At 69.1% G+C, this 19,706-nt stretch carries 13 protein-coding genes; 8 read left to right on the top strand and 5 right to left on the bottom strand.

Features of this window, described 5'->3' with window-relative positions; genetic code table 11:
- Positions 1-10: 10 nt before the first annotated feature.
- Positions 11-940, bottom strand: coding sequence for an arginase (gene rocF / locus AC3WQM_RS26560; RefSeq protein ID WP_487847372.1), 930 nt, complete (start codon positions 938-940; stop codon positions 11-13).
- Positions 937-2,988, bottom strand: a complete 2,052-nt coding sequence (locus AC3WQM_RS26555) for a prolyl oligopeptidase family serine peptidase (RefSeq protein WP_492682953.1) — start codon at positions 2,986-2,988, stop codon at positions 937-939. The genes rocF and AC3WQM_RS26555 overlap by 4 nt, the downstream gene beginning before the upstream one ends.
- 246 nt (positions 2,989-3,234) lie before the next feature.
- On the opposite strand from AC3WQM_RS26555, the gene AC3WQM_RS26550 reads away from it, so the two are divergent.
- The 5 genes from AC3WQM_RS26550 to AC3WQM_RS26530 all read left to right on the top strand — a co-directional run bounded on the left by AC3WQM_RS26550 (position 3,235) and on the right by AC3WQM_RS26530 (position 7,719).
- Complete coding sequence (locus AC3WQM_RS26550) at positions 3,235-4,929, top strand: WS/DGAT/MGAT family O-acyltransferase (protein WP_492682951.1); 1,695 nt, start codon at positions 3,235-3,237, stop codon at positions 4,927-4,929.
- Between the two features lie 145 nt (positions 4,930-5,074).
- Positions 5,075-5,626: a hypothetical protein gene (locus AC3WQM_RS26545; protein WP_159279676.1), complete on the top strand. Its 552-nt coding sequence runs from the start codon at positions 5,075-5,077 to the stop codon at positions 5,624-5,626.
- Between the two features lie 55 nt (positions 5,627-5,681).
- The gene (locus AC3WQM_RS26540) at positions 5,682-6,194 is read left to right on the top strand and encodes a phasin family protein (RefSeq protein ID WP_492682949.1); all 513 of its coding nucleotides are present in this window, start codon (positions 5,682-5,684) and stop codon (positions 6,192-6,194) included.
- Positions 6,195-6,224: 30 nt separating this feature from the next.
- Positions 6,225-6,860: a TetR/AcrR family transcriptional regulator gene (locus AC3WQM_RS26535; RefSeq protein ID WP_492682947.1), complete on the top strand. Its 636-nt coding sequence runs from the start codon at positions 6,225-6,227 to the stop codon at positions 6,858-6,860.
- 85 nt (positions 6,861-6,945) lie between these two features.
- Positions 6,946-7,719 (top strand): esterase/lipase family protein, encoded by a 774-nt coding sequence (locus tag AC3WQM_RS26530; protein WP_095950078.1) that lies wholly within the window; start codon positions 6,946-6,948, stop codon positions 7,717-7,719.
- 75 nt (positions 7,720-7,794) lie between these two features.
- On the opposite strand, the gene AC3WQM_RS26525 is transcribed toward AC3WQM_RS26530, so the two are convergent.
- The 3 genes from AC3WQM_RS26525 to AC3WQM_RS26515 form a co-directional block, all read right to left on the bottom strand.
- A complete protein-coding gene (locus AC3WQM_RS26525; protein ID WP_492682945.1) occupies positions 7,795-11,013 on the bottom strand; it encodes a bifunctional cytochrome P450/NADPH--P450 reductase in 3,219 nt (1,072 codons plus the stop codon).
- 193 nt (positions 11,014-11,206) lie between these two features.
- The gene (locus AC3WQM_RS26520; RefSeq protein ID WP_492682943.1) at positions 11,207-12,466 is read right to left on the bottom strand and encodes a branched-chain amino acid ABC transporter substrate-binding protein; all 1,260 of its coding nucleotides are present in this window, start codon (positions 12,464-12,466) and stop codon (positions 11,207-11,209) included.
- A 32-nt stretch (positions 12,467-12,498) separates the two neighbouring features.
- Complete coding sequence (locus AC3WQM_RS26515) at positions 12,499-13,188, bottom strand: TetR/AcrR family transcriptional regulator (protein WP_492682941.1); 690 nt, start codon at positions 13,186-13,188, stop codon at positions 12,499-12,501.
- Positions 13,189-13,273: 85 nt separating this feature from the next.
- Between AC3WQM_RS26515 and AC3WQM_RS26510 the strand changes: the two genes are divergently transcribed.
- The 3 genes from AC3WQM_RS26510 to AC3WQM_RS26500 all read left to right on the top strand — a co-directional run bounded on the left by AC3WQM_RS26510 (position 13,274) and on the right by AC3WQM_RS26500 (position 19,627).
- Positions 13,274-14,917 (top strand): AMP-binding protein, encoded by a 1,644-nt coding sequence (locus AC3WQM_RS26510; RefSeq protein WP_492682939.1) that lies wholly within the window; start codon positions 13,274-13,276, stop codon positions 14,915-14,917.
- Positions 14,918-14,930: 13 nt separating this feature from the next.
- Positions 14,931-18,227 (top strand): carboxyl transferase domain-containing protein, encoded by a 3,297-nt coding sequence (locus tag AC3WQM_RS26505; protein WP_492682937.1) that lies wholly within the window; start codon positions 14,931-14,933, stop codon positions 18,225-18,227.
- 65 nt (positions 18,228-18,292) lie between these two features.
- Positions 18,293-19,627, top strand: coding sequence for a GDSL-type esterase/lipase family protein (locus tag AC3WQM_RS26500; RefSeq protein ID WP_492682935.1), 1,335 nt, complete (start codon positions 18,293-18,295; stop codon positions 19,625-19,627).
- Positions 19,628-19,706 lie beyond the last annotated feature (79 nt).

The following is a 19,706-nucleotide window of genomic DNA, read 5'->3' as shown; positions in this document are numbered from 1 at the left end:
GGCCGGGCGCTCAGCGCACCAGCGTCGACTTGCCGAACAGGCTCTCGATCAGCTCCACCGCCACCTCGGCCGTCTGGTTGCGCACGTCGAGCGCGGGGTTGAGTTCCACCACGTCGACCGAGCCGAGCCGGCCGGTGTCGGCGATCATTTCCATGCACAGCTGCATCTCGCGGTAGGTCGGCCCGCCGCGCACGCCCGTGCCCACGCCGGGCGCATCGGCCGGGTCGAGGCAATCGAGGTCGAAGCTCACGTGCAGGTGGGTGTCTTCGTCCACATCTTGAAGCGCCTCGGTCATGGTGGTGCGCATGCCGTTCTCGTCGATGTGGCGCATGTCGAACACGTGCAGGCCGAGCGTGCGGATCGCTTCCTTCTCGTCGGCATCGACGCTGCGGATGCCGATGAAGCGGATGGCGTCGTGCGCCAGCGCCGCGGGCTCGCCGCTCCAGCCCGTGAGGTCCGCCGGCCCGTGGCCCAGCAGGCACGACACCGGCATGCCGTGCAGGTTGCCGCTGGGGCTCGTGGTCTCGGTGTTGACGTCGGAGTGCGCGTCCAGCCACAGCACGCGCAGCTTCTTGCCGCGTTTTCGCGCATGCCAGGCCACGGCGCTGATGGAGCCGATCGCCAGGCAGTGGTCGCCACCCAGCATCACCGGCACGTGGCCGGCGCCCAGTGCGGTGTCGACGGCGGCGTAGACCGAGCGGTTCCACGCGATCACCTCGGGGAGGTGGCGCAGCCCGTTGGCCGGCGGTGCCCACGGCGTGGCCGGGCCCGCGAGGTTGCCGCGGTCGAGCACCGTGAAGCCCTGGCCCGCCAGCGCCTCGGCCAGGCCGGCCACGCGCAGCGCGTCGGGGCCCATGCCCGCGCCGCGCACGCTGGCGCCGATGTCGGTCGGCGCGCCGATCAGTTCGAGGGTGGTGGTCCCGGTGCTGCTGCTGTTCATGTCGGTCTCCCGATGTGGTGCCAGAGGTAGGCGTAGCCGAGCGCATCCATGAAGGCGGACGCCTTGTTGTCCGCGGCGGCGCTGTGGCCGCCTTCCATGTTCTCGTAGAAGCTGCTGTCGTGCCCCTGCGCGAGCAGCTTCGCGTGCATCTTGCGCGCATGCACGGGCCCCACGCGGTCGTCGCGCGTGGAGGTGGTGAAAAGGGCGGGCGGGTAGGGCGTGTCGGCCTTGGCGTTCTCGTAGGGCGAGAAGGTCTGGATGAATTCCCACTCGTCGGGCAGTTCCGGGTCGCCGTACTCCGCGATCCACGAGGCGCCGGCCGACAGCTGCGTGTAGCGCTTCATGTCGAGCAGCGCCACCTCGCTCACGATGGCGCCGTACAGCTGCGGGTACAGCGTGAGCATGTTGCCCATGAGCAGGCCGCCGTTGCTGCCGCCCATGGCGCCCAGGTGCGCGGGCGAGGTGATGCCGCGCGCGAACAGGTCCTGCGACACGGCCGCGAAGTCTTCGCAGGTGCGCAGGCGGTTCTCCTGCAGCGCGGCCTGGTGCCAGCGCGGGCCGTACTCGCCGCCGCCGCGGATGTTCGCCACCACGTACACGCCGCCGCGTTCGAGCCAGGCGCGGCCGATGCCGCCGCTGTAGCTCGGCTCCAGCGAGATCTCGAAGCCGCCGTAGGCGTACTGCAGCGTGGGGTTCGTGCCGTCGGCCACGAGGTCTTTCGCGGCGATCTCGAAGTAGGGCACGCGCGTGCCGTCCGCCGAGGTCGCGAAATGCTGGCTCACGCGAAAGCGCGAGGCGTCGAAGAAGCCGGGGCTGTGCTTCAGCGGCTGGGGTTCGCCCTGGCCGAGGGTGCCGATGTACAGCGTGGTCGGCTGCAGGAAGCCGCTCACGGTCAGGAAGTAGTCGTCGTTCTCGGTCTCGTCGATGCCGCCGGCCGCCACGCACGAGAGCGCGGGCGCGCCGCCCAGGCTGTCGCGCGCCCAGTCGCCCAGGCCGTCCGCCGGCGGCGTGAGCACCTCCAGCCGGTTCACCACGTCGTGCATCACGTTGAGGATGAGGTGGTGGCGCGTCCACGAGTAGTCGTCGAGCGCGGTGGTGTCGTCGGGCTCGAACAGCAGCGTGAGCTCGCGCGCGCCGGCCATGTAGTCGTCGAAGCGCGCGGCCAGCAGCGAGCCGGCGGTGTAGGTGCGGCCGGCCACGGTCCAGTCTTCACGCGGCTCGATCAGCAGCCACTCGCGCGTGACGCCGGTGTTGGCGTCGTCGGGCACGTCGATCTTGGCCAGCGTGCCATCGGGGGCGCGCAGCCAGGTCTCGCTGTCGTAGAAGTCGATCTGGCGCGAGACGAAGTCGCGCTCGAAGCCGGGCGTGTGGTCGCTCCAGGCGCTCACCGACATGTCTTCGTGCGCGCCTTCGTACACGGTGACGGCCTCGGCCAGCGGCGTGCCGCGTTGCCATTGCTTCACCAGTCGCGGGTAGCTCGAGCTGGTCATGGAGCCGGGGCCGAAATCGGTGCCCACGTACAGGTGGTCGATGTCTTTCCAGGTGACGTGGTTCTTCGCCTCGGGCAGCGCGAAGCCGCCTTCGACGAACGTCAGGCTCACGAGGTCGAACTCGCGCACCACGTCGGCATCGGCGCCGCCGCGCGACAGCGAGATCAGGCAACGCTCGTACGCGGGCTCCAGGCAGTCGGCGCCGTGCCAGACCCAGTTCTCGCCGTCCTGCGCGGCCAGCGCGTCGAGGTCGAGCACGGTCTCCCACGCGGGCTCGGGCGTGCGGTATTCATCGAGCGTGGTGCGGCGCCACAGGCCCTTGGGGTGCGCCTTGTCGCGCCAGAAGTTGTAGTACAGCGCACCGATCTTGCTGACCATCGGAATGCGCGCGTCCGAGTCGAGCACCTCGAGCAGGCCCTGCTCGATCGCCTGGAAGGCCGGCGACTGCGCATAGGTGTGAACGGCGTGTGCATTCTGCTGGCGAGCCCAGTCCAGAGCGGCTTCGCCGTCGATGTCTTCGAGCCAGAGATGGGGGTCTTCGTTGTGCGCAGAGGTCATGCGGCACAGTGTACGAAGCCCCCGTGAATGCGGCGGCCTGTGAGCAGTTGTTGCGGCCCGGTTGCGGCCTGTAGGGCGCGTTGATTTTTTCATTACAAGTGGACGCGCACCCCCGCAAAGCTTGGGGCAAACCCCTGTCCCGCGCGTGCCTTCCCCCGGTGGAAACACTGAAGAAGCGAAGGCCCACGAACGCGATGCCCACGGTATCCTGCCGGACGGCGCATGCCCCAACGAGGAGAACCACACATGAAACACCTGAGCGGTCTTGATGCCACCTTCCTGCACCTGGAAACCCCCGAGATGCCGATGCATGTGGGTTCGCTCAACGTGCTGGACCTGCCCAAGGGCTACAAGGGCGACTTCTACGAAGACGCCAAGGCGTTCATGGCCAGCCGCATCCACCTGGCCGATGTGTTCACGCGCAAGCTCGCGCTGATGCCCTTCGACATGTCCAACCCCGTGTGGGTGGACGACGACGACATCGACATCGACTACCACGTGCGCCACATCACGCTGCCCAAGCCCGGCACCAACCGCCAGCTGCAGCAGTACGTGGCACGGCTGCATTCCACGCTCATCGACCGCAGCCGCCCGATGTGGGAGTTCTTCATCATCGACGGCCTGCAGAGCGGCCAGGTGGCGCTGTACACCAAGGTGCACCATGCGGGTATCGACGGACAGGCCGGTGTGGAAGTGGGCAAGGCCATCTTCGACCTGGAGGCCACGGGCCGCGTGATCAAGCCGCCGCGTGCGCGTCCGCGCAGCAGCGGCTACCAGCTGGGCATGGCCGAGCTCGCCACCGCCGCGCTGCGCAACACGGCGCAGCAGTACGTGAAGCTCTTCAAGATGGCGCCGGCCATCGCACGCGCCATCGGCGGCCTGGCCAAGCCCGACGAGAAGGCGGCCGACAAGGCGGTGGCCGCCGCGCCGAAGAAGTTCAACCTCTTCGCGCCGCGCACCTCGCTGAACGTGTCGATCACCAACCAGCGCACCTTCGCGGGCCGCACCATCTCGCTGGCCGAGACCAAGTACATCGCCAAGCACTTCGGCGTGTCGCTCAACGACGTGGTGCTGGGCACCGTGGCCGGCGCGCTGCGCCACTACCTGGCCGACAACAACGAGCTGCCGGCCAAGCCGCTGGTGGCCGGCGTGCCGGTGAGCCTGCGCGAGGCCGGCGACCAGACGGCCAACAACCAGGCCAGCATGATCCTCGTGAGCCTGGCCACCGACATCACCGACCCGGTGCAGCGGTTGAAGGCGATCAACACCTCGTCGAACAGCTCCAAGTCGACGATGAACCGCTTCAAGGCGGTGATCCTGGACGACTTCCCGACCTTTGCCGCGCCCTGGCTGATGTCGGGCATCGCCTCGATGGTGGGGCGCTCGGGCATCGTCAACCTGCTGCCACCGGCGGCCAACGTGGCCGTCTCGAACGTGGCGGGCGCGCCGTTCCCGATGTATTTCGCGGGCGCGCTGGTCACCTGCTACTACCCGGTGTCGATCGCCAGCCACGGCACGGCGCTCAACGTCACCGTGCAGAGCTACAACGGCCGCATGGACTACGGCCTGATCGCCTGCCGCCGCGCCGTGCCCGACATCACCGAGATCGGCGACTACCTGCTGGCCGAGCACAAGCTGCTGATGTCGCTCACCGAGAAGTACCCGGCCGCAGCCGGTGCGACGGCTGCGCCCAAGCCCGTGGCCGCGCCTGCGCCGGAAGAGAAAGAAGAAGCCAAGGCCGAAGCCCCCGCCCGCAAGCCGGCCGCGCGCAAGAAGGCGCCGGTGAAGGCCGTCGCAGCCAAGAAGAAGGCGCCTGCCAAGGCCGCACCGGTCAAGGCGGCAGCGAAGAAAGCCCCTGCGAAGAAGGCTGCAGCGAAGAAGGCCGCGCCCCGGCCCGCGGCCCGCAAGGCCGCCGCATCGCCCCGCGCCGCTGCGGCATGATCGACAGGCGGGCCCGGCCTGGGCAAAAAATTGGGGCAGTTGGACTAGTTTTCCGACCGTTCTAGTTTTCCAGGCCTAGGCCCTGCGGAAGATGATTGGCCCATCGCGATTCCCCGCGAGCCATTCAACTTCAAGGAAATCTCACATGTCCACGCAAACCAACATCGCTTCCGCCGCCATCCACGTCGTCGGCCAGTACAACGACGCCGGCAAGACCCTGGTCGGTGCCTACCGCACCGGCGTGCAACGCCTGCTGGGCGGTGCCGCTTCGCGCTACAGCGAGTTCCTGGGCAACCGCCAGATCCCGCTGGTGAGCGAGCAGATCAAGGCCAACCTGATCGGCGCGCAAGAGAAGGTGCATGGTTTCCTGGCCAACCGCCTGGACATCGACACCAGCCGCATCGTGAACGCGATGGACCGCGTCGCCGCCGGCACCACCAGCGGCATCGAAACCGTCGCCAACCGCGTCGCCCAGATCGAATCGCCCGCTGCCACCACCGTGCTGAACGCCCTGTCGGCCGTGAACCAGCCCTTCGCCACCGTGTCGGTGCAGATCGCCGACCGCATCGTCGCCGGCACCAAGCAGATCGAAGCCCGTGTGAGCGGCACCGAAGAAGCCGCCCCTGTGCGCACCGTGAAGGCCAAGGTCGCTGCGGCCAAGAAGCCGGTTCGCCGCGCTGCCCGCAAGGCGGCCTGATCCCGGGGCGCTGACTGCGCCCTTTTCATTTCTACCGCCCCTGGAGCACCACCGCATGGCGACCCGTCCCGATGACACTGCAAAGTTGAAGAAGAGGGCGGCGCCTGCGAAGAAGGCTCCGGCGGCGAAGAAGAAAGCCGCGCCCCGCAAGGCGGCGCCGGCTGCGAAAGCTCCGCCTGCAGACACTGCTGCGGCGGGCACCAACAAGGCCGAAGCGCTGCTGCGCGCCGGCCTCAAGGCGCTGGACAACGTGCGCAACGACGTCGCCAAGCGCCAGGCCAACGTGATCGAAGGCCTGCTCGGCATCGGGCACGGCAAGGCCGACGCAGCGGGTGCCAAGGCGGCGCTGACGCGCGGCTTCCCCAGCCTGGACACCTTCGGCATCCGCAAGTTCGAGGACGTGTTCGACCAGCGTGTCGCCACCGCCCTGCAACGCCTGGGCATGCCCAGCGCCGACGAGGTGCAGGCCCTGCGCGACGAGGTGGCGCAGTTGCGCGAACGCCTCGCGACACTCGAGAAACCGTCCGGCCCACGCGCCAGTTCAGGCGGCTCCGGCGGCAAGCGCTGAGCGGCACGCAACGCACGCAACACGCCGCTTGTGGCCAGCTCCAACACCACGCGCGATCGCATCCTGCAGACCAGCCTTGCGCTGTTCAACGCGGAAGGCCTTCCGGCCGTGTCCACGCACAAGATCGCGGCCGAGCTCGGCATGAGCCCGGGCAACCTGCACTACCACTTCAAGGCCAAGCGGCTGATCGTCGAATGGCTGTTCCGGCGCTTCGAGCAGCGGCTCGAGGTGCTCAACGGCTCGTCGGCGTCCATTGCCGCCATCGACGACCTGTGGCTCGCACTGCACCTGCGCTTCGAGGCCATCGACGAATACCGCTTCATCTACCGCGACATGGCCTTCCTGGCCAGCGAGTACCCGGCCCTGGGGCAGCGTGCCCAGGCCATGACCGCGCAGAACCTGCTGGCGGCCCAGACGCTGTGCGAAGGGCTGGTGGCTTCGGGCGTGATCGAGACCAGCGCCGAGCAGGCCCGCATCCTCGCGCTGCAGATGGTCTTCACCACCACCTGCTGGCTCTCGTTCGAACGGCTGGTGCCGGGACGCGACGCCCTGGCGCAAGCCGACCCCGGTTTGGCGGCTTTCTACACACTCACGCTGGTTTCTCCGTATGTTTCCAGCGAATCGAGGGCTTATCTTGATTACCTGAGGGGCAAATACCTCGGATAAATGAAGTCGTCGTCCGACGGGGAATGCAACTTCGCACCCCCATCGTCGTCCTACAGAAGAAAGAAACAGAAAGGAAGCCGCCATCATGACCACCGCCACCCACGAACCCATCGCACCGCCGTCGCGCCTGCTCTTGCTGGCCGAAGCGCGCGCTCTCTGGGAAACCGGCGCCGGCCTCGCCATGTGGCCGCTGCTGCAGCTCGCGCCGCGTGGCGACGGGCACCCCGTGCTCGTGCTGCCGGGCCTGGTGGCCAGCGACGTGTCCACGCTGCTGCTGCGCCGCTACCTGTGCAGCCGCGGCTACGACGCGCACGGCTGGGGCCAGGGCCGCAACCTGGGCCCGCGCGCCGGCGTCGAAGACGGCATGGTCGACCTGCTCAAGACCCTGGCCGACAAGAGCGGCCAGAAGGTCAGCGTGATCGGCTGGAGCCTGGGCGGCGTGTACGCGCGGCTGCTGGCCTCGGCGCAGAAGGACCTCATCCGCAATGTCATCACGCTGGGCAGCCCGTTCTCGGGCAGCCCGCGCGCCACCAACGCTTGGCGCGTGTACGAAGGCGTGAGCGGCCAGAGCTCGCACGACCCGCGCCGCATGAAGTTCGTCGAACCCACGCCGCCCGTGCCCACGACCTCGATCTTCAGCCGCACCGACGGTGTCGTGGCGTGGCGCTGCAGCCTCGAGAAGACCGGTCCGCAGTCCGAGAACATCGAGGTGGTCGCGAGCCACCTGGGGCTCGGCGCGCACCCGGCCGTGCTTTATGCGGTGGCCGACCGGCTGGCGCAGCCCGAGGGCGAGTGGAAGCCGTTCAACCGCGGCATGCTCGGGCCGCTGGTGTACCCGGACCCGGACCGCAACGTCTGACCCGGGGCGAACACTCCCAATGAAAAAAGACCGGCGAATGCCGGTCTTCTTCTTTGGGGCTCCAGACTGGGTTCTTCAGGCCCCGGCCCACACGTCGAGCACATAGCGCTGCTCGGCAATCATCCTGTCCATCCACGCCGCGCTGTCCTGCCCGTGCTCGCGCGCGAGGTCGCTGAGCGTGCGCCGCACGTCGGGTTCCATGCGCGAACCGTCGCCGCACACGTACACCACGGCGCCCGCTTCGAGCAGCTTCCACACGGCCGCGCCCTGTTCGCGGATCAGGTCCTGCACGTAGACCTTGCGGTCACCGGCGCGCGAGAAGGCCGTGTGCAGTTTCATCAGGCCGCGGTGCGACCAGGCCTGCAGTTCCTCGGCGTAGATGAAGTCCTGCTCGGGATGGCGGCAGCCGAAGAACAGCATCGCCTCGCCCAGCGCCTCGCCGCGCTCGACCTGCGCCGCGCGCGCCTGCAGGAAGCCGCGGAACGGCGCCAGGCCGGTGCCCGGGCCGATCATGATGAGCGGCCGGTTGGCATCCTCCGGCAGGCGGAAGCCCTCGGCCGTGGTCTCGCGGATCACGCCGTGCACCGTGTCGCCGGCCTCGGCGCGCGCCAGGAAGTTGGAGCACACGCCCTCGAAGGTGCCCTTGCCCGACATCGCGGGCGCGCTCACCACGCCCACCGTCACGCTGCAGCGCCCCGGCGTCATCGTCGGCGACGAGGAGATCGAGTAGTAGCGCGGCGACAGCGGCGACAGCATTTCCAGGAACACCGCGAACGGCACCTGGCAGGCGCGGTGCTCTTCGAGCAGCTCCAGCAGCGACTTGCGCTTGTGCAGCACCTCGGCCTTGTACGCGGCCTGCGAGGCCTCGTCGCTGCCCGACAGCGCCTGCAGCTTCGGCTTGGTGAACGGGCACTCGGTGTGCGCCGCCAGCGTGGCGATCTGCTTGCGCGTGGCCACGTCCTGCAGCTCGACGTAGTCGCCCAGCAAACGATCGACCGCGATCACCTGGTCCACCGGCAGCGCCGCCTTGCGCCCCGGCACGGCCGACAGGCGCACGTGCGCCGAGCGATCGAAGCCGAAGCGCGCCATCGCGCGCTCGACCTGCGCGGGGCTGTTGCGCGGCACCACGCTCAGGTGGTCGCCGGGCACGTAGTTCACGCCCTCGGGCAGCATCAGCTCGACGTGACGCGTGGAGCGCCCGGCCTCGCCGTTGGCGCCGGCGCTTTGCAGCTCGCGGTTCTCGATCACGCGCAGCGGCACGGCGCCCAGCGCATCGACCAGTGCGTTCTTCTGCGGCGGCGGCAGCTCTTCGAGCGTGTACAGCGGCTCGGCCTCGGCCGGCGTGTCGGCGCCGTTCTTGATGTCGAAGGTCTTCACCAGCGCGGGCCACAGCGCGTCGCTCCAGTCCTGGAAGGCGCCGTCCATGTCCTCGCGCGCATCGCCTTCGCCGCGCGCGTGCACGCGGTCGGCGCCCAGCGCCTCGAGCCGCTCGTCGATGCGGCGCGGCACCGCCTGGTAGGTGGCGGCCCAGTCGGTGTTGCCGCAGCCGAAGACGCTGAAGCGCACGCCGTTGAGCGAATCGTCGGCCTTGTCGAGCCAGCGGTGGAACTCCGCCGCGTTGTCGGGCGCCACGCCGTTGTACGAGGCGCAGACGATCGCCACCGCGCCGCTGGCCGGCAGCCGCTCGGCATAGTCGTCGAGCGAGGCCAGCTGGGTCGAGAAGCCGCGCAGCTCGCCGGCCTCGGCCAGCTGGCGCGCCAGGTCTTCGGCGGTGCCGAGGTTGGAGCCCTGCAGCACCAGCAGCGAGGTGCCGTGGCGCGCCGCCTGCGGCTTGCGCGCGGCGGGCTTCGTCGGCGTGGCGGGCGCGGCCGTCGCCTCTGCGTTGCCGCGCGGGCGCGAGGCCGGGTCGCGCAGCAGCGCCTTGATCTTGAAGTTCTCGGGCTTGATCGTCAGCGCTTCCTTGATTTTGAGCTTGTAGCCCGTGTGATCGACGAGGTTGAAGCGCTGCAGGATCATGCCCAGCGTGAGCACCGCTTCCTGCAGGGCGAACTGCCGCCCGATGCAGGCGCGCTGGCCGTTGCCGAAGGGCTTGAAGGCGTTCACGGGCCGCTCGCGCTCGGCCTCGCGGCTGAAGTGGTCGGGGTTGAACTGGTCGGCGTCCTCGCCCCAGATGCCCTTGTCACGGTGCAGCGCGAGCGCATGCATGATGACCATGTTGTTCTTCTTGATCGTGTACTGGCCGCCGATCTTGGTGTCTTCCTTCGCGCGCATCGAGATCGCGGGCGCGGTCGGGTACAGGCGCAGCGATTCCTTCAGCACCTGCATCACGTACTGCAGCCGGTTGACCTGCGCGTAGGTGGGCTTTTGCGTGGTGTCGCCGCCGAACACGCTGTCGACCTCGGCCTGCGCCTTGGCCATCGCCTCGGGGTTGTTCAGCAGGAAGTAGATGGCGAACGACAGCAGGCCGCTGGTGGTCTCGTGGCCCGCGATGAGGAATTCGATGCACTCGTCGCGGATCATCTTGTCGGTGAGTTTCTCGCCGCTCTTCTTGTCCACGCCCGCGATCATGTAGCTCAGCAGGTCGGGCTTGGTGGCGATGTCGGCGCCGCTGGCGCGCCGCTCCTCGATGATGTCTTCCACCATCTTGTGCATGTAGCGGATGTCCTTGCGCTGCTGCGCCAGCTCCTTCTTGAGCATCAGCTCCTCGAGCGGAATGCCGCGCCGGTTCTGCACCGTCTCCAGCGTGCGCACCATCGCATCGACGAAAGGATGGAAGCCCTCGCGGTAGAACGAGTTGAAGCGGTAGCCGAAGCCGCACAGGCCGATGGTGTCGAGCGTGAGCGCGGTCATGTCGCGCACCACGTCCACCTCTTCATCGAAATTGAGGCGCTCCCACTTGGTGACCAGTTGGCCCGCGATGTCCAGCATCATCGGGTGGTAGGCCTGCATCGCGCGCTGGCTGAAGTTGGCCAACAGGATGTTGTGCGGCTTCGACCACGTCTCCTCGTGCGTGTCGGACGTGAAGAGGCCGTGCGACGCGGCACGCAACCGGCGCAGCGCGCCGCGCGTGCTCTTGTCGAAGCGCGGCTCTTCGCACAGCTCGTCGACCAGCGCGGGCGACGACACCACGATCACCGGCATGCCCGGCATGTCGAGCCAGTAGATGCCGCCGAGGTCCTGCGCGATCTTCCACATGTCGAGCACCGGCGAGTCGGAGCCGATGGACAGCAGATTGCCGACGAAGGGTTTCTTCGCCGGATGGGGGATCGGATGGAGCGAGTTCTTTCCTGCCATGGTGTACCTTGTTGTGCCTTCGGTATGGACCCGCTTCGGATGTCCGGGATGCGAATCCGGAGTATCCCGATGGCACAGGGGGTGGGCAGGACGGGGTTTCCCTAGGAAACAATGACGCGGCGCAGGGGGCGATCACGCCGTCAGCGTGATCGTCATTCACAGTGGCCCGGGCACGTCCCCCGAAAGAACTCAGTCAGGGTCGGACCATCTTGCAGTCGGTCCCTTGCGCCAGCTCGTTCCCGGTATAGACCGCATCGGTGCGGAAGCCGTAGTTGGTGCCTTCCCAGCCCGTCTTCACCGCCTTGCCGTCCACCGGCGCGATGGTGTTCACCACCTGCGGCAGCAGCAGCTGGTGGTCTTCGCCGCGCATGCGCACCGGGCCCACCACCGAGTCGAAGCTCAGGTCTTCGAGGGCGCGCGCCACCTTCACCGTGTCGGCGCTGCCGGCCTTGGCGATGGCGGCGGCCAGCAGGCGCGGCGTCATATCGATGCGCGGCGCGAGGAAGTCCTTGCCGGTCTTGGCCTTGTAGGCCTTGGCCAGCGCGTCGACCTTCGGCGTGTCGGCCTGGCCCGGGTGCCATTCGGCCACCCAGGTGAGTTGCCCCGTCTTGGCCTGCGACACGGCGGTGACGGTGCCCGGCACCGAGCCCGCGCTGTGGTTGAAGTAGCGCAGGTTGTAACCCGCGTCGCCCGCGGCCTTCTGCAGCAGCGTCATGTCCTGGCCCCAGTTGCCGGTGATGACCGAGTCGGCGCCGCTTTGCTTGATGTTGGCGATGTAGGGCGCGAAGTCCTTCACGCGGCCGATGGGGTGCAGCGTCTCGCCGACGAACTGGATGTCGGGGCGCGCCAGGCCCACCAGCTGGCGGCCGTAGCTGGCCCACTGCTTGCCGTGGGCATAGTCCTGGTTGAGCAGGTACACCTTCTTCACGTCCGGCGTCTTCTTGATGTAGTTGGCCAGCGCCTTCATCTTCATCGCCGTGTTGGCCTCGGTCTGGAAGTGCCAGAAGCTGCAGCCCTTGCCGGTCATCTCGGGGTCGATCGACGAGTGGTTCAGCACGATCAGCTCCTTGCCCGGGTTGCGCTGGTTCCAGCGCGCCACGGCCAGCACCAGCGCCGTCACCACCGACGAGCCCGAACCGCCCGTGACGATCGCCTTGGCGCCCTGGTCGATGGCCGCCTGCAGCGCGCTCTGGCTTTCCTGCGCCGAGAGCTTGCTGTCGAACTGCAGCAGCTGCAGCTTCATGCCGCCGAGCACGCCGCCCTTGGCGTTGATGTCCTCGATGGCGTACTGCGTGTGCATCAGCATCAGCTCGCCCACGTTGGCAAAAGGCCCCGACAGCGGATCGATGTAGGCGATCTTGTAGGTCGGCTGCTGTGCCTGTGCCGCGGTGCCGGCGATGGCAAACAAGGAGGCAAGGGCGATCCGCGCCAGGGGCGCATGCGTGAGCTTCATGGGTGTCTCCGGAGGGTGTGTGAAAGACGGAATCAGTGCGTCGCGCGCAGCCCGATCACGCGGCTGGCCAGCTTCGTGAGCTGCGCCACCACCTCGTCGGGCGAGAGGCGCCCGTTGGGGCGGTACCAGCTGTAGAGAAAGCCCGGCAGGCTGCAGGCCGCGAGCGCGGTGATCTTGGTCTCGTCGAAGTCGAGGTCGCCGTCGCGCCGGGCTTCTTCGAGCAGCGGGCACAGCAGGTCGTAGAAGTGGTACGCGAGCTTCTTCTGCGCTTCGAGGTACTCGGGGCGGTACACCTGCGGCTCGCGGTACGCGAAGAAGGCCACCGGGTGGTGCGAGATGGTGGCGCGGATCAGCCGCTCGATGCCTTCCATCACCTTCTCGCTCGCGCGGCGCGGGTCGGCGGCGGCGAAGTCGAGCGCGGTGAAGCAGTCGACCGCGGGGCGCCACGACAGCGTCTCGAAGATCTCCTGCTTGTCGCGGAAGTAGTAGTACACGAAAGGCTTGGTCACGCCCAGCTCGCGCACGATCTGCGCCATGGTCGTGTTGGCGTAGCCCTGCGCGGCAAACAGCTGCGCCGCGGCCTGCAGGATGCGCTCGCGCTGCAGGTCGGTGCCCTGCGTGGCCGCGCGCTGGCGGCCCGTACCCTGCGGCAGGTGCGGCTGTGCCGCCAGTGCCGTGTGCGTGGCAGAGGGTTTGTTCGGTGTCGCGGAAGTTATACCCATGGGTAGGATTGTTCGTGCACGATGCCGCATTGGCAAGCGCCGGCCCTGTGCAGGCGGCTATCGATAACCCTGAGAAAGTGACGCCATGGAGACAACGCCCGCCACCCCCGCACGTCTGAAGGAGCTGCCGCCTCGCGTGCAGCAGCCCCTGCACGCCTACCTGCGCGACCACGCACGCACGCGCGGCGACGCCACCGCCTGCCTCTGGTACGGCCAGGCCCTGAGCTGGGCCGAGCTCGACCGCGCGAGCGACGCCTTCGCCGCGCGCCTGCAGGCCCTGGGCGTGGCCAAGGGCGAACCCGTGGTGCTGTTCCTCAACAACTGCCCGCAGTACCTGGTGGCGCACTTCGGCATCCAGAAGATCGGCGCCATCGTCTGCCCGAGCGGCCCGCTCAACAAGGAGCACGAGCTGGCCTACCAGGTCAACGACCTGAAGGCGCGCGTGATCGTCGCGGCCGCGCCGCTCATGCCGGTGGTGCGCAAGGTGCAGGCCGAAAGCGCACTCGCGCATGTGTTCGTGGTGCACTACGCCGACCTGCTGCCCGCCGAGCCCACGCTCGACCTGCCGGCCGAACTGGCCGCCGAGCGCACGGCCGAACGCAGCGTGCCCGAAGGCTGCGAAGACTTCCTCACCGTGATGCGCAGCGGCGCCACGCCGCAGCCCGTCGCCATCGACATGGACGACATCGCGCTCATGACCTACACCTCGGGCACCACCGGCCTGCCCAAGGGCGCGATGCTCAGCTACGGCAACGCGCTCTTCAAGACGCGCGCCGCGGCCGACTGCAACGGCGTGGGGCCGGACGACGTGCTGCTGTCGATCGCGCCGCTGTACCACATCGCCGGCATGCTGATGGGCGTCAACGTGCCCGTGCTCAGCGGCGCCGCTTCGGTGTTGATGCACCGCTTCGATCCGCGCGCCGTGCTGCAGGCCATCGATCGCTACGACGTCAGCTGGTGGTACAGCATCGCGCCGATGAACGTGGCCTGCATGCAGGTGCCCGACATCGCCCGCTTCGACCTGTCGAGCCTGAAGATGAACCCGGTCACCAGCTTCGGCATCGCCTTCACCGAACCGCTGGCCGCGCAGTGGCGCTCGCACGCCAACCACTGCAGCTCGTTCGAGGCCGCCTACGGCCTGAGCGAAACCCACACCTGCGACACCTACACGCCGCACGTGGCGCCGCGCTGGGGCACGCAGGGCGTGCCGGTGCCGGGCGTGACCATCCGCATCATCGACACCGAGACGCAGGCCGACATGCCCACGGGCGAGGTCGGCGAGATCGTGCTCACCAGCGCCGGCTCGTTCAAGGGCTACTGGAACAAGCCCGAAGCCACGGCCGCCACGCTGCGCAACGGCTGGGTGCACACGGGCGACATGGGCAAGCTCGACGCCGACGGCTACCTCACCTTCATCGGCCGCTTCAAGGAAATGATCAAGGTCTCGGGCTACAGCGTGTTCCCCGAAGAGGTCGAGACCATCCTCATCAAGCACCCGGCGGTGGCGCAGGCGGCGGTCATCGCGCAGCCCGACCCCGAGAAGGGCGAGGTCGTGAAGGCCTTCATCGTGCGCAAGCCCGGCGCCGCGCTCGAGGCCGACGCGCTCGTGGCCTGGGCGCGCGAGAACATGGCGAGCTACAAGGCGCCGCGCGCCGTGAGCTTCATCGATGCATTGCCGACCACCGGCGCGGGCAAGGTGCTGCGTCGCCTGCTCAAAGACAAGACCTGAAAGGCTTCCTCGCGTGTTTTCCAAAGTTCTGATTGCCAACCGCGGCGAGATCGCCGTGCGCCTGGTGCGCGCGTTGCGCGACCTGGGCATTGCCAGCGTGGCGGTGCATGCGCGCGACGATGCCGCCGCGCTGCATGTGCAGCTGGCCGACGTGGCGGTGGCGCTCGACGCGACCGGCCCTTCGGCCTACCTCGACGTGGCCGCGTTGATCGCGGTGGCGAAGGCACAAGGCTGCGATGCGGTGCATCCCGGCTACGGCTTCCTCAGCGAGCGCGCCGACTTCGCACAGGCCTGCGCCGACGCGGGCCTGGTCTTCATCGGCCCCACGCCCGAGCAGCTGGGCCTGTTCGGCGACAAGGCCCGCGCCCGCGAACTGGCCGCGCAGTGCGACGTGCCCGTGATGCCCGGCAGCGCCGGTGCGGTGACGCTCGCGCAGGCGCAGGCCTTCTTCGCCGAGCAGCATGCGCAGGGCGCGGGCGTGATGGTCAAGGCCATCGGCGGCGGCGGCGGGCGCGGCATGCGCGCGGTGCTGAACGCCGAAGAGTTGCCCGAGGCGCATGCGCGCTGCATGTCCGAAGCCAAGGCGGCGTTCGGCATCGAGGGCGTGTACGTCGAGCGCCTGATGCGCAACGCACGGCACATCGAGGTGCAGGTGCTCGGCGACGGCAGCGCCGTGGCCAGCCTCGGCGAGCGCGAATGCACGCTGCAGCGCCGCTTCCAGAAGCTGGTCGAAATCGCGCCGAGCCCCTCGCTGCCCGAGCCGCTGCGCGCGCAGGTCACGCAGGCCGCGCTGCGCATGGCCAAGGCCGTGGGCTATCGCGGTCTCGGCACCTTCGAATTCCTGGTCGATGCCGCGTCGACCACTTTGCCTTTCGTCTTCATCGAGGCGAACCCGCGCCTGCAGGTCGAGCACACGGTGACAGAAGCCGTGACGGGGCTGGACCTCGTGCAGCTGCAGATCGCCGTCGCCTCGGGCGACACGCTGGACGCGCTCGGCGTGGAGGCCGGCCGCACGGCGCCGCAGCGCGGCTTCGCGGTGCAGTGGCGCATCAACGCCGAGACGCTCGACGCGCAAGGCAACGCACGCCCCGCGGGCGGCACGCTCGCGCGCTTCGACCTGCCGGCCGGCCCCGGCGTGCGCGTCGACACGCACGGCTATGCGGGCCTGGCACCTTCGCCGCACTACGACACGCTGCTGGCCAAGCTCATCGTGCATTCGCCGTCGCCGCGTTTTGCGGACGCGCTGCGTCGCTCGCTGCGCGCGCTCGACGAATGCCACATCGACGGCATCGCCACCAACCTGCCGCTGCTGTGCGCCATTGCCGCGCGGCCCGAGTTCGCGACGCAGGCGGTGCACACGCGCTTCGTGGAAGCGCACCTGGGCGACCTGCTCGCCGACGCGAAGGCGTTCGAGAAGCACACGAAGAAGGTCACCGCGCCCGCAGCGGTGAGCGCACCGGTGCAGGAAGAGGGCGAAGACGACGGCCTCACCGTCAAGGCGCCGATGCCCGCGAAGCTGGTGCAGTTCGAAGTCGCGGTGGGCGACGTGCTGCCCGCCGGTGCGCAGCTCGGCGTGCTCGAGGCCATGAAGATGGAGCACCTGCTGCACGCGCCTGTGGCCGGCCGTGTGCTGGCGCTGCTGGCCGCACCGGGCGACTACCTCGTCGAAGGCCAGTCGCTGGTGCGGCTGGAGGCCGTCGATGCGCAGGGTGTCGAGGCGCAGGCGCGCGTCGCGCATGACCTCGACGCGATCCGTCCCGACCTGCAGAAGGTCATCGACCGCCATGCGCCCACGCTGGATGCGAACCGCAAGGCGGCCGTCGACAAGCGGCATGCGCAGGGCGGGCGCACCGCGCGTGAGAACATCGCCGACCTGTGCGACATGGCCGGCGACCCGGGCAACTTCATCGAGTACGGCGCGCTCGCCATCGCGGCGCAGACGCGCCGCCGCGCGCTCGAAGACCTCATCGCCAACACGCCGGCCGACGGCATGGTGACGGGGCTGGGCAGCGTCAACGCAAAACAGTTCGGCCCAGAGAAATCGCGCTGCGCCGTGCTCGCCTACGACTACACCGTGCTGGCCGGCACGCAGGGCATGCGCAACCACCACAAGACCGACCGGCTGCTCGCGGTGGCGCACCAGCTCAAGCTGCCGGTCGTGCTGTTCGCCGAGGGCGGGGGCGGGCGGCCGGGCGACACCGACATGCCGATCGTCGCGGGCCTGAACAACCACACCTTCAGCCGGTTCGCGGCGCTGTCGGGCAAGGTGCCCGTCGTCGGCATCGTGCATGGCCGCTGCTTCGCGGGCAACGCGGCGCTGCTGGGCTGCGCCGACGTGATCATTGCCACCAAGGGCAGCAACATCGGCATGAGCGGCCCCGCGATGATCGAGGGCGGCGGCCTGGGCACCTTCGCGCCCGAGCAGATCGGGCCGAGCAGCGTGCAGTCGCGCAACGGCGTGATCGACATCCTGGTGGAAGACGAAGCTGCGGCCGTGGCGGCTGCGAAGCAGTACCTGTCGTACTTCCAGGGTCCGGTGAGCGACTGGCAATGCGCCGATCCGCGCACGCTGCGCCACGTGGTGCCCGAGAACCGGCTGCGCGTGTACGACGTGCGCGCCGCGATGCGCGGCGTGGCCGACACCGGCTCGCTGCTCGAGTTGCGCGCGGGCTTCGGCGCGGGCATCGTCACCGCGCTCGCACGCATCGAGGGCAAGCCGGTCGGCCTGATGGCGAACAACCCGCACCACCTGGGCGGCGCGATCGACGTGGAGGCGGCCGACAAATCCGCACGCTTCATGCAACTGTGCAATGCCCACGGGTTACCGATCGTGTCGTTGTGCGACACGCCCGGCTTCATGGTCGGGCCCGAGGTCGAGGCGCAGGCGCAGGTGCGCCACGTGTGCCGCATGTTCATGGTGGCCTCGCACCTGCGCGTGCCTTTCTTCGCGGTGGTGCTGCGCAAGGGCTACGGCCTGGGTGCGCAGGCCATGACCGCCGGCGGCTTCGATGCGCCCGTGTTCACCGTGGCCTGGCCCACCGGCGAGTTCGGTGCGATGGGCCTCGAAGGCGCGGTGCGACTGGGCTTTCGCAAGGAACTCGCGGCCGTGCCCGAGGGCGCCGAGCGCGACGCGCTGTTCAAGCAGCTGGTGGCGCAGCAGTACGCGAACGGCGAGGCGATCCACATGGCGCAGACGCTGGAGATCGATGCCGTGATCGACCCGGCCGACACGCGCAGCTGGCTGGTGCGCGGGCTGGCGTCGGCCACGCGGCCGACCGAGGCGGTCTCGGCCTACGTCGACACTTGGTAACGCAGGCTTAGACCTCGTCACCTGCGCGGGCAAGGCGGCTCCGTACACTGGGGCGCTTTGCACGCATGAACCCTTCCGCCCGCTGGCGCGCGCGTCTGCGCGATGCCGCTGTCTCCCCCGCACACTGGCTGGCCGTTCTCGGCCTGGCGGTGCTGCTCGTGGGCATGCAGGCGGTGTGGGCCGAGAAGGTCGAGCCGCCCGCGCGCCAGCCGGCCGAGGCCCGCTGGGTGGCGAGCTGGGCCGTGGCGCCGCTCGATTTCGCCGAGCTGGATGCGAACCCCGCCACGAACGCCATCGGCGGGCCGGGCGACCACATCTTCCGCGGCCAGACGCTGCGCCAAATGATGCGCCCCACGCTCGACGGCGAGCGCATCCGCGTGCGCGTGTCCAACCGCTTCGGCAAGGCGCCGCTGCGCATCGCCGCCGCCACCGTGGCACTGGGCACGGGCGGCGATGCCGTCTCGCCGGCCTCGTTGCGCACGCTGCGTTTCGGCGGTCGCGCCAGCGTCACCGTGGCGCCGGGCGCGGAAGCCTGGAGCGACGGCGTGGCGCTGAACGTCGCGGCGGGCCAGGGCGTGGCCGTGAGCCTTTTTCTCGACCGCGCGACCCCCTTCGCCACGATGTACCTGCTGTCCACCGACACGGGCTGGCTGGCCCATGGCAACGCCGTGGCGTCGCCCCGGCTGCCGAAAGCGACGACGCTGCCGATGAGCCACATCGTGACCGGGCTCGACGTGCTCACCACGAAGCCCGTGCGCACCGTGGTGGCGTTCGGCGATTCGATCACCGCGGGCGGTGGCGAGTCGGGCGATGGCGCCTATCCCGACATGCTCGCCACGCGGCTGCGCGACAGCCCGCAGGCCGCGCATGCGGTGTCGGTGATCAACGCCGGCATCGGCGGCAACCGGCTGCTGGTGGACGGCATCGGTCCCGACGGCCTGTCGCGCTTTGCGCGCGATGCGCTGGGCCAGAGCGGCGTGACGCACGTCATCGTGCTGCTGGGCACCAACGACATCGGCCGCGCCATCTTCGCGGGCATCCCCGGCCTGAAGGTGCCGCCGCACGACGTGCCCACGGCCGAGCGCATCACCGAGGGCCTGGGGCAGCTCGTCAAGCAGGCGCGCGCCAAGGGCGTGAAGGTGCTGCTGGGCACCGTGCCGCCCTTCGGCAACACCCTCTACGGCACCGACGCCAACGAGGCCATGCGCGAGGCCGTGAACCGCTGGGTGCGCAGCCGCCAGGACGTGGACGGCGTGATCGACTTCGATGCCGTGCTGCGCGACCCCGCTGCGCCGCGTCAGCTGAATCCGACATTCGACAGCGGCGATCACCTGCATCCCAACCGCGCCGGCCACGCGGCCATGGCCGCGGCCATCGACCTGCGCGAATTGCAGGAATAAAGCGCGGCCATCGCGGCGAAACAGCTCTACACAAGATTTCGCGCAGCGCTTACAGGCGCTTCACACGGTCCCGGCAGCA

It is taken from the genome of Variovorax sp. FW301-JW7, from assembly GCF_058788795.1.
Note: the sequence above shows the minus strand (reverse complement) of the source record. Positions and strands in the feature narration are given on the sequence as shown.